The organism is Streptomyces sp. NPDC059455, assembly GCF_042750115.1.
Lineage (GTDB): Bacteria > Actinomycetota > Actinomycetes > Streptomycetales > Streptomycetaceae > Streptomyces > Streptomyces endocoffeicus.
The window spans coordinates 1-10891 of record NZ_JBHYVB010000014.1 but is presented as its reverse complement, the minus strand read 5'-3'; the positions used below and the strand labels follow the sequence as shown (position 1 = coordinate 10891).

The window sequence follows — 10891 nt, the reverse complement described above, 5'->3', positions numbered from 1 at the left end:
GGTCTCGCGGGCGGGCTCTCGTCGCGTCCTGCCGCCTTGTTTTCGCCTGCGGGCGCCGTCTGGCCCGCTCCCCGGGGGGGGGCGCCCCCGTCGCGTTGGGTGGGCAGGGGGTGCGTCGCGGTGTTGCGTTGTCGATAAATTCCCTGACATTCCGCGCATTTCGCCCCCGAGCGTCAACACTCCGAACGCCAAGAGTGGGTTTCCATCACCCGGCCTGGTGACTGAATGTCGCCAAATCGTCGCTCCTCGCTACGATCACCGCGTACCGCAGTTCCGCACCACCCACTCCGTACCACCCACCCGCGAGGAACCACCCCGTGAACCACGCAGCCCGCCGCATCGGCAGAACGCTCGCCCTCGTCCTCCCCGTCGTGCTCGTCCTCTCCGGCACCCTCGCGGTCACCCGCGTCCCCTGGGCCTCGCCGAGCGCCGAGTCGCAGATCCTCACCGCCTCCTCCGACCGGGCGTCCACCCATGCCACCCACCGGGCCCCGCATGAGCTGCTGCGCGACCGGCTGCTCGCCGAGCTCCAGGAGAAGAACCCCTCCGTGGCGCTCACCCACCTCCAGGTGGCGACGGCCGAACGGCCCTCACTCGCCAAGCACTGCGCCTCCATCGCCCGTGCGCTCGGCCGGGCCGCGGTCGCCAAGTACGGCGGTGTGAGCCGCGCCCAGGCGTACGCACGGCCCGTCTGCGACACCTCGTTCGCGTCCGGGACCACCCAGGCGTACCGCTGACCGCGCCCCACGCCGTACCGCCGGGGCTCTTCCCGCCCTTCCCGCCCTTCCTGTCCTTCCCGCCCTTCCTGTCCTTCCCGCCCTTCTCATCCTTCCTGTCCTTCCCACCCTTGTTCTCGCTCCGGCTCCGCCTGTGGCGGTCCCCGCACCGCATATGGTGCGGTTCATGAGCGATGACGACGCGCGCAGGCCCGGGCATCACCACCAGACCGCGCGCCCCACACAGGCCGTCGTCCTGGCCGGAGGCCAGGGCTCACGGCTGCGTCCGTACACCGACGACCGACCCAAGCCGATGGTCGAGATCCCGGGCACCGGGACTCCGATCATCGGCCACCAGCTGGCCTGGCTGGCCGCCGAGGGCGTCACCGACGCCGTGGTCTCCTGCGGCCACCTCGCCGCCGTCCTCCAGGACTGGCTCGAGGCGGCGGAACTGCCGCTGCGGGTGAGGACCGTCGTCGAGAAGGAGCCACTGGGGCGCGGCGGCGGCCTGAAGTTCGCCGCCGCCAGGCTTCCGGAGCCCGACCAGCCCTGGTACGCCACCAACGGCGACATCTGGACCCGCTTCTCGCTCCGCGACATGGCGGACTTCCACGACGAGCGCGGCGCCACCGCCACGCTCGCCCTCGCCCGGCCGCGCATTCCGTGGGGGGCGGTGGAGACCAACGAGTTCGGCCACGTCCTGGACTTCATCGAGTCGCCGCCCTCGCCGTACCTCATCAACGCGGGCGTCTACGTCTTCTCCGCCGCCTTCACCGCGCTGCTGCCCGACCGGGGCGACCACGAACGCACCACCTTCCCGCGCCTGGCGCGGGAACGTCGGCTGGCGGGCTTCCCACTGCCCCAGGGCGCGTACTGGCGGGCCATCGACACGGCCAAGGACCTGACCGAAGCCGCCAAGGAACTGGCCGCGGGCCCCCCGCCCCACGGCCACGGCCCCTTCGGCACAACCCCTGTGCCACACGGCTGAGCCCTGGATGCGCGGCGGTGCGGCGCCGACAGGGTTGGGCGCTCAACGTCCACCCGGCGGTCCGCCGTCCGCCCACCCGACGGACCGTGACGCCTGCGGGGGGCTGTTCCCCTCCCCTCCCCGCCCCCTTCCGAAACTGGGGCTCCGCCCCAGCCCCCGGGCCCTGCCACGCAGCGCAGCGCTATGCGGCTCCGCCGCGTGCGGGGCTCCGCCGCCTGAGGGCACCGCCGCTTGGACCCCGGAGCCCAGGGGCGAAGCCCCTGCCGCGCGGGAAGGGGCGGGGAGGCGAAAGACCCGCTGACCCCGCCGGCCCGCCGGCCCAGCGTGCGCCGGCCAGGCCCGGCCCAGCCGCCAGGCCCAGCCATCCTGGCGTGCCGGCGTGCAAGGGGTATCCGGGGCTCCCCCGAGTTCGGGGTACAGGGGCGAAGCCCCTGCCGCGTGGCCCGCCGGACACGCCTAGGCGCGGGCGCCGTGGTCGGCGGCCGTCACGGGCATCGCGGCCGTCACGGGCATCGCGGCCCTCTCGGGCGTCGGTGGGGGCCCTGGTGGGGGCCCTGGCGCGGGAGCGGGGGCGTGCTCAGCCGAGGAGGCCGCCCAGGGCGGCTTCCTCGGCGGCCGGGTCGCTGTAGTTGTACGTGTTGTCCTCCGGGGGCCCGCCCTCCGGGCCGCCCCCCGACAGGCCGCCGCCGGCGCCGCCCAGCGAGGACGGGCCCGGCGCCGTCGGGGCGAGGGGGTGGCGCGGGGAGCGGGGGGTCGTCCCCAGGCCCGGACGGGGCCGGGATGCGCCGCTGGGGCGGCCGGACCTGCCGGACGCCGAATCCGTCGCGCTCGGCACCCCGGACGAGGACGTCGATGCCGAGGAGTCCGAGGCGGACGGCTCGGGGCGGTGCGACAGCCGCTCGCGCGGCGACGGCGCGCCCGCCGTGCCGCCGCCCGTGCCCGCCGTTCCGCGCTGCCCGCCGCGCGGGCTCTCCGCGGGCTTGCTGGGCAGCGGCGAGCCGGGCAGGTTGTTCGTCGGCATATCGCTCGGCTCCGGCGCCTTCACGACCTCCGAGGACCGTACGGCGGCGCCCAGCATCGAGCCCACCAGCAGCGTCAGCCCGGCGACCACCATCGCCATCACGCCGCCGCGGCGCAGCACCCGGCGCCGCAGTTCCCACAGTTCGGCCCGGGGGCCGAGCCGCCGCCACGCCTCGCCGGCGAGGCGGCCGTCCACCGAGTAGACCGGCGCGCCCGCGATGATCAGCGGGCTCCAGGCGGCGAGGTAGATGATGTCGGGCGCGTCGTAGACCGGCACCGTACGCCAGCTCACGGTGACGATCAGCGCGGCGGACAGCAGCGCGCCGAACGAGGCGGCCAGCCGCTGCCACAGCCCGAGCACGGTGAGCACCCCGACCACGATCTGCAGGAACGCCACGGTCAGCCCGGCGCCCACCGGATGCTCCAGCGCCAGGTCGCGCAGCGGCTCGGCGATCGGCCAGGGGTGCAGCCTGCGCAGCCAGGTGACCATCGAGCCGCGCTCGCCGCCGTCGAAGTAGACGGGGTCGGAGAGCTTGCCCATCCCGCCGTAGACGGAGATGAAGCCGAGGAAGATGCGCAGCGGGAGCAGGACGACGCCGAGGTTCATCCGGCGCCCGGGGTAGTAGGCGTGGCGTACGGACTCGGAGTGGCGGCGCGGGCGCGGAACCGCGGCGCGCCGCGACTCGTCCCGCTCGCCGTCGTGGGCGCCCGGCCGTCCGGAGGACGCGCCGCGCCGCTCCGCCCCGGCCGCCCTGGCCACCGCGCTATCCGTGCCCGCTCGGCGCGGTCCGCGCGCTCCGCCCGTCTCGGCCGGGCCGTTCGCGCCCGGACGCCGCCGCCCGCCGGACGGCCGGGGCACGCTCTCCGTACGCGGGTTGCGCGGGCCGATGACCGTGGGCGCGGTGTCGTCGTCGAAGGCGATCCGCGGCAGCACCTGCGTGGCGCCCACGTCCTCGGCGCCCTCGCCCGGCCGGGAACGGCCCAAACCATCGTTCAGGCCATCGGACAGGCTGTCGGTCAAACCCTCGGAGGAGTACCGCACGGCCTGCAGCAGCCGGGTCGCCGCGGTGTCCCCGCCGGGGCGGGTACGGCCGCTCCACACCACGGGCGGCCGACGCCGGCCGGGGGCCGGGACGCGGGTGAGCCGGGCCGTGTCCGTCAGCGTGTTGCTGACGACCGGGACGCTGAGCTGCACCCGGAAGCTCGGGGCATTGACGGCGACCTGCGCCGGATCGCATGGCACCTTGGCCATGGTCAGCTGTGGTTCGTCGTCGAATCCCCCCGCGCGTCCCGCCAGGGGCGAAGGCATGCGGGCTTTTCTGGTCTCCACGTCCAACTAACCGAGTGACGGACGGGAAAGACACTGCCGGGGACGTCCCGATCTGTCCGAGGCCCGTCAAGATCATCGGCCGGAGGGCGCATGACGGCCCGGGACACCCACGCCCCGGCCCACACCCGCGCCGGACCCGCCCACGCCCGGCGGCGCACATCTCACGCCCGGCGGCGCACCGTCCACGCCCGCGCCAGACCTGCCCACGCCCGGCAGCACACTGCTCACGCTCACGCCCGCGCCAGACCTGCCCACGCCCATCGGCGCACTGCTCACGCCCGCGCCGAACCCGCCCACACTCACGCCCGGCGGCGCACATCTCACGCCCGGCGGCGCACCGTCCACGCCCGCGCCAGACCTGCCCACGCCCGGCAGCACGCCACCCACGCCCGCGCCAGGCCTGCCCACGCCCGACAGCGCACCGCCCACGCCCACACCAGGCAGCGCACCGCTCACGCCAGGGTCAGCCCCGGCGGCGTGCCGCCTCGTACAGGACGACGCCCGCCGCCACGCCCGCGTTCAGCGACTCCGCGCCGCCCGGCATCGGAATCCGCACCCGCAGATCGCAGGTCTCGCCCACCAGCCGCGACAGCCCCTTGCCCTCGCTGCCGACGACGATCACGACCGGGCCGTCCAGCACGTCGAGGTCCTGCAGCTCGACATCGCCGTCCGCCGCCAGCCCGACCACCGTCAGGCCCGCCTTCTGGTAGGCCTCCAGGGTCCGGGTGAGGTTGGTCGCGCGGGCGACCGGGGTGCGGGCGGCGGTGCCCGCGGAGGTCTTCCAGGCGCCCGCGGTCATTCCGGCCGCGCGCCGCTCCGGTACGACCACGCCATGGCCACCGAAAGCGGACACCGAGCGGACCACCGCGCCCAGGTTGCGCGGATCCGTGACGCCGTCGAGGGCGACGATCAGCGGGTCCTCGCCCTCGTCGAAGGCGGCCGCGCTCAGGTCCTCAGGATGGGCGTACTCGTACGGCGGGACCTGGAGCACCAGGCCCTGGTGGTTCAGCCCGTTCGTCATCCGGTCCAGCTCGGCCTTGGGCGCCTCCATGAGGTGGATGCCGCCGCGGTCGGCCGCGACCTTCAGCGCCTCGCGCACCCGGTCGTCGCTGTCGATGAACTGCTGCACGTACAGCGTGTTCGCCGGAACGCCCTCGCGCAGCGCCTCGAACACCGGGTTACGGCCCACCACCAGCTCGTTCGAGCCCTTGCCGCCGCGCCGCGGGACGGGGCGCTTGGCGGCCTGGCGGGCGCGGGCGTTGGCCATCCGCTGCTTGGTGTGTCCCTTGCGCATCTCGGCGGGCGGGGTGGGCCCCTTGCCCTCGAGGCCGCGGCGCCGCTTACCGCCGCTGCCGACCGTCGCGCCCTTCTTGTTGCTGGTACGGCGGTTCCTGCGCTGGCTGTTGCCGGCCATGAATGTCACCTGTCTCTTCACTGCTCAGCGCTGCTCGGCAAACGGCAACGGAAAAACGTCGAACGCCACACGCGTCTACGGTCGTACGGTCGTATGTACGGTCACAAGTGTGCCGCCCGACGCGGCGGGCGGCACAAACAGCGAGGTCAGCGGTTGCCCAGCTCCCAGCGCGGCCCGGACGGGGTGTCCTCGATCACCAGACCCGACTGCTGGAGCTGATCGCGGATCGCGTCCGCCGTCGCGTAGTCCTTACGGGCCCGCGCGGCCTGCCGCTGCTCCAGGACCAGCCGGACGAGGGAATCGACCACGCCGTGCAGATCCTCACCCCGGTCCGATCCGCCCGCCCAGTGCTCATCGAGCGGATCGAGGCCCAGCACGCCCAGCATGGCCCGCACCTCGGCGAGCCGGGCCACCGCCGCCTCCTTGTCGTCGGCGGTCAGGGCGGAGTTCCCCTGGCGGACGGTGGTGTGGACGACCGCGAGCGCCTGCGGCACCCCGAGGTCGTCGTCCATCGCCTCGGCGAAGGCGGGCGGCACCTCGGCGGCGGGCTCGACGTTCCCGGCCTTCTCCACCACGCGCTGGATGAAGCCCTCGATCCGCGCGAACGCGGACTCGGCCTCGCGCAGGGCCTCCTCGCTGTACTCGATCATCGACCGGTAGTGCGGGGTGCCCAGGTAGTAGCGGAGCACGATCGGACGCCAGCGCTTGACCATCTCGGAGACCAGCACCGAATTCCCGAGCGACTTGCTCATCTTCTCGCCGCTCATGGTCACCCAGGCGTTGTGCGCCCAATAGGCGGCGAAGTCGTCGCCGAACGCCTTGGCCTGCGCGATCTCGTTCTCATGGTGCGGGAAGATCAAGTCGACGCCGCCGCCGTGGATGTCGAAGGCGCGCCCCAGGTACTTGTGCGCCATCGCCGAGCACTCCAGGTGCCAGCCGGGACGGCCGCGCCCCCACGGGGTCTCCCAGCTGGGCTCCCCCGGCTTCGCCGCCTTCCACATGGCGAAATCGCGCGGGTCGCGCTTGCCGGTCTCGCCCTCGCCGGAGGGCTGGCGCAGTCCGTCCAGATCCTGGTTGGAGAGCTTTAGATACTCGGGGAACGAGCGCACATCGAAGTAGACATTGCCCTCGGCGGCATACGCATGACCCCGGTCGATCAGCTCCCGCATCATCTCGATCATCTCGGGGACATGACCGGTCGCCCGCGGCTCATAGGTCACGGGCAGGCAGCCGAGGATGTCGTACGCCTGGTTGAAGGCGCGCTCGTTCTCGTAGCCGATCGCCCACCAGGGGCGCTTCTGCTCCGCCGACTTCGCGATGATCTTGTCGTCGATATCCGTGACATTGCGGATGAACGTCACGTCATAGCCACGGTGGGCGAACCAGCGGCGCATGATGTCGAAATTCAGCCCCGACCTGATGTGCCCGATATGCGGGGCGGCCTGCACGGTCGCGCCACACAGGTAGATCGAGACGCAGCCCGGCTGGAGCGGGATGAAGTCACGGATCTGCCGGGCGCTGGTGTCGTACAGGCGAATAGTCACGCATCAAGGGTAGTGGGAAGAGAACAGTGCCCCGCGCCCCTTCCCCTACGGGGACACAGAAGCGTGACACTCGGGACGCGGGTGACACTCCGGACGCACCCGCGCGCCCGTCCTGAACGCCTGAACGCCTGAACGCCAGAACGCCAGAACGCCGGGCCACCGGAACGCCGGAACACCGACGCCAGCGCCGGAGCACTCGCGCCCCCGCGCGGACTACCCGCGCGGACTATCCGGTCGCCTCTACCGCCGGAACACGAGCGCCGTCGCGATCGCCGCGAGCCCCTCGGCGCGGCCGGTCAGACCCAGCCCGTCCGTGGTGGTACCGGACACCGAGACGGGGGCGCCCACGGCCGCCGTCAGCGCCTTCGTCGCCTCTTCGCGCCGTTTGCCGATCTTCGGGCGTACGCCGATCACCTGGATCGCCACATTGCCGATCCCGAAGCCCGCGTCCCGGACGATCCGGGCGGCCTCGGCGAGCAGCGTGGTGCCGGCCGCGCCGGACCACTCGGGGCGGCCGGTGCCGAAATGGGCGCCGAGATCGCCGAGCCCGGCGGCGGAGAACAGCGCGTCACAGGCGGCGTGCGCGGCCACATCGCCGTCGGAGTGCCCGGCGAGTCCGTACTCCTCGCCCTCCCACAGCAGCCCGGCGCACCACAGCTCACGGCCCTTCTCGAAGGCGTGCACATCCGTGCCGATGCCCACCAGGGGGAGCATCGCCGCGTCAGAAGCCATCGTTCGCCCTCCTGCGGGCCAGGACCGCCTCGGCCAGCACCAGGTCCAGCGGGCGGGTCACCTTGAAAGCCTCCTCGTGGCCGGGGACGACCACGACCTCGACGCCGAGCCGCTCCACCATGCCCGCGTCGTCCGTCGCGCCCTCGCCCTCCAGGACGATCTTCTCGTGGGCGGCCACGAGCGTGGCGCGGTCGAACCCCTGCGGGGTCTGGACGGCGCGCAGCAGCGCGCGCTCGGGAGTGCCGACCACCGGCTCGGGCTCACCGGCCCGCTCCCCGGTGCGCGGCTCGACCTGCTTCACGGTGTCGGCCAGCGGCAGCGCCGGGACGACGGCGGGCGCCCCGTCCCGTACGGCGGCGACGACCGCGTCCACCGTGTCCACGGGCACCAGCGGCCGCGCCGCGTCGTGCACCAGCACGGTGGTGACGTTCTCGGGGACGGCGGCCAGCCCCTTGCGCACCGACTCCTGGCGGGTCTCGCCGCCGGGCACGACGACCACCTCGGTGCTGTCGCCGAGGCTGCCGCTCAGCGGATACGCGTCCAGCAGCCGCCGCACCTCGTCGGCGCCGTCCGGCGGGGCGACCACGACGACAAGGGAGACGGAACGGGATCCGGCCATCGCCCGTACGGCGTGGACGAGCATGGGCGTGCCGCTCAGCGGGCGCAGCGCCTTGGGGGCGCCCGGGCCCAGCCGCACTCCGCGGCCCGCGGCGGGGATCACGGCGGCGGTGCGGGCGGTTCGCCCGGACGCGCCGGAGCCGCCGTGATCCGGTGTTGCGGACATTGAGTTGGCGTTCAGGTTTGCTTCCTCAGCCGAAATGGGTATGGCCACAGCGTGCCGGGCGCGATGCCCCGACCGGCCCCTTCCGTGACGACTGGTCGAGCCAGCTGCCCGGGCCCGGCACACCTACACCGCGCATCGTGCGCGCGGTGGCGCATCGGCACCAGGTGCGATGTACCACCAGGTGCGATGGACCGGGGGCTCGGAGATCGCTCGGGGGATCAAAGGAGATCGCCCAGGGGGGTCAATGACGTCCAGGTCAATGACATCCCAGGTCAATGACATCGGGGATCAATGACGTCCGGCACGTACGCATGCCGCAGCGCCCGGCGACAGACGATTTAGCGGGAATTCACGTCTGAGTCACTCGGGCACCACGGCATTGATTTGTCAGGACGCGAGAACCTCGTCGAGCAGGGCCTCGGCCTTGTCCTCGTTGGTGCTCTCGGCGAGAGCGAGCTCGCTCACCAGGATCTGGCGGGCCTTGGCGAGCATGCGCTTCTCACCAGCGGAGAGTCCGCGCTCACGCTCTCGGCGCCACAGGTCACGCACGACCTCGGCAACCTTGATCACATCGCCGGAGGCGAGCTTCTCGAGATTTGCCTTGTAGCGACGGGACCAGTTCGTCGGTTCTTCCGCATACGGTGCACGCAGCACCTCGAAGACCCGATCCAGCCCGTCCTGGCCGACCACATCACGCACACCGACGAACTCCGCATTGTCCGCCGGCACACGAACCGTCAGGTCACCCTGAGCGACCTTCAGCACCAAGTAGGTCTTGTCCACGCCTTTGATCTGGCGAGTTTCGATGGCCTCGATCAGCGCGGCCCCGTGATGGGGATAGACCACGGTGTCGCCAACCTTGAACGTCATGTGACAGGTACCCCTTCCGTGGCTATCCAGGGTAACACGGGAACGCCTTCTTCTGAATGGCGTTTTCGCAGGTCAGGGCATATCTCGGGGCTTGACAAGTGCGGCAGGGACGTGCTGCACGAGGCCTGCGGAACCGGGTATTCGCAGGTGGGAGCCGCTGTCCGGGCACCCCGAAACCCACCCGTTACGCGTCGGAAGAAGCCCGGACGAGTGGCCCTACGTCCCGTTTTGCCGGAGTCCAGTCGATGGACTTCCGCTACTCCGTTCGGATCAGGAGCGAGGGATCCGGCCCCGATTCGCGAATTGATCACAGAGATGATCACGCAGAGCGGATCAACTCTGTGATCAATTCTCGGACATGCATGGATTCCTTACCGATAATCTCCCGCGCGGCCGGCCGAGCCGATATTCGGGACTTCGGGACGGCGCCGTACGGACCGCGTAACGCACGCGGGAAGCGCGCCGGAACCATGCCCGAACCACACCGGAACCGCGCCGGAACCGCGCCGGAACCACCCCGGAACCGCGCCGGAACCGCGCCGGAACCGCGCCGGAACCGGCAGCGTACGGGCGTGCCGCCCCGGGGCCGATCGCCTTGGGGCGGGTCGGGTGCGGGCCGAAGAGGGCGGATCGGTAATCTAAGCGCGCTGATCCAACCTTTACCTCGTCCTAGGAGATGCCGCCGCCGTGAGCAGCAGCCTTCGACGCGGCGCCCTCGCCGCAGCCGCCATCGTGGTCTCGATCGCCCCGCTCTCCGCCTGCGCGGCGGGGAACGACGCGCAGACCCTGCAGGTCAAGCCCGACAACGCCGCGACGTCCGTCGGGGACATCAAGATCCAGAACGCCACCGTGGTGACCCAGCCGGACCGCACGGCCAAGGGCCCGGCCGTCGTCACCGGCCGGATCTTCAACAACGGCAAGAACGACCAGACCGTCAAGGCCATCACCCTCCCCGGCACCAGCGCTCAGGTGAAGCTCTCCCCGGCCAAGGGCAAGGGCCCGGTCGTGGTCCCGCACGGCGGCTCGGTGGCCTTCGGCGGCGAGGGCAACGCGTCCGCCGTCGTCAGCGACGGGCGCGAGGCCACCCAGGACGGCAACGCGCAGCGGGTCGTCTTCGACCTCAGCTCGACCGGCGACATCCCGATCACCGCGTTCGTGGTCCCGGCGAAGAGCTACTTCAAGGGCTGGGGCCCGTCCGAGCTGCCGACCGCCAAGCCGTCGGGCTCGGCGACGCCCAGCGGCAAGCCGAGTGGTACGCCCAGTGGCACCGCCAGTGGTACGCCCAGTGGCACCCCGTCCGGCACGGCGAGCGGCCAGCCCGGCGGCGAGGAGAGCAGCGGCACCCCGAACGGCATCGCGTCCGGCGAGCCCAACCCGAACGGCGGCGGTCACTGAGAGCCCGGCGGCGGGTCTCCGCGGGTCTCTGAGACCCGCCCAGGCATGCGGAGACCCGCCCAGGCATGCGCGAGGGCGGCCCTGGACCTTTCCAGGGC

Annotated in this window: 9 protein-coding genes; 3 read left to right on the top strand and 6 right to left on the bottom strand. The window is 72.4% G+C overall.

The window, feature by feature from the left end; genetic code table 11:
- Positions 1 to 317: 317 nt before the first annotated feature.
- Positions 318 to 737 carry a hypothetical protein gene (locus tag ACFXB5_RS07025; RefSeq protein ID WP_020870433.1) on the top strand — a complete coding sequence of 140 codons (420 nt, stop codon included), beginning with the start codon at positions 318 to 320 and terminating at the stop codon, positions 735 to 737.
- A 166-nt stretch (positions 738 to 903) separates the two neighbouring features.
- Entirely contained in the window at positions 904 to 1704 is an 801-nt protein-coding gene (locus ACFXB5_RS07020; protein WP_385203448.1) for an NDP-sugar synthase, read from the top strand.
- 577 nt (positions 1705 to 2281) lie between these two features.
- On the opposite strand, the gene ACFXB5_RS07015 is transcribed toward ACFXB5_RS07020, so the two are convergent.
- From ACFXB5_RS07015 to ACFXB5_RS06990, 6 genes are all read right to left on the bottom strand, one after another.
- Complete coding sequence (locus tag ACFXB5_RS07015) at positions 2282 to 4033, bottom strand: DoxX family protein (RefSeq protein WP_385203445.1); 1752 nt, start codon at positions 4031 to 4033, stop codon at positions 2282 to 2284.
- A gap of 484 nt (positions 4034 to 4517) precedes the next feature.
- Complete coding sequence (rlmB, locus tag ACFXB5_RS07010; RefSeq protein WP_385203442.1) at positions 4518 to 5468, bottom strand: 23S rRNA (guanosine(2251)-2'-O)-methyltransferase RlmB; 951 nt, start codon at positions 5466 to 5468, stop codon at positions 4518 to 4520.
- 146 nt (positions 5469 to 5614) lie between these two features.
- The gene (cysS, locus tag ACFXB5_RS07005; protein WP_385203439.1) at positions 5615 to 7012 is read right to left on the bottom strand and encodes a cysteine--tRNA ligase; all 1398 of its coding nucleotides are present in this window, start codon (positions 7010 to 7012) and stop codon (positions 5615 to 5617) included.
- Positions 7013 to 7252: 240 nt separating this feature from the next.
- Positions 7253 to 7744 carry a 2-C-methyl-D-erythritol 2,4-cyclodiphosphate synthase gene (ispF, locus tag ACFXB5_RS07000; protein ID WP_385203436.1) on the bottom strand — a complete coding sequence of 164 codons (492 nt, stop codon included), beginning with the start codon at positions 7742 to 7744 and terminating at the stop codon, positions 7253 to 7255.
- Complete coding sequence (ispD, locus tag ACFXB5_RS06995; protein WP_385203433.1) at positions 7734 to 8528, bottom strand: 2-C-methyl-D-erythritol 4-phosphate cytidylyltransferase; 795 nt, start codon at positions 8526 to 8528, stop codon at positions 7734 to 7736. The genes ispF and ispD overlap by 11 nt, the downstream gene beginning before the upstream one ends.
- 387 nt (positions 8529 to 8915) lie before the next feature.
- The gene (locus tag ACFXB5_RS06990) at positions 8916 to 9398 is read right to left on the bottom strand and encodes a CarD family transcriptional regulator (protein ID WP_009716930.1); all 483 of its coding nucleotides are present in this window, start codon (positions 9396 to 9398) and stop codon (positions 8916 to 8918) included.
- A 687-nt stretch (positions 9399 to 10085) separates the two neighbouring features.
- On the opposite strand from ACFXB5_RS06990, the gene ACFXB5_RS06985 reads away from it, so the two are divergent.
- Positions 10086 to 10793: a DUF461 domain-containing protein gene (locus tag ACFXB5_RS06985; RefSeq protein ID WP_385203430.1), complete on the top strand. Its 708-nt coding sequence runs from the start codon at positions 10086 to 10088 to the stop codon at positions 10791 to 10793.
- Positions 10794 to 10891 lie beyond the last annotated feature (98 nt).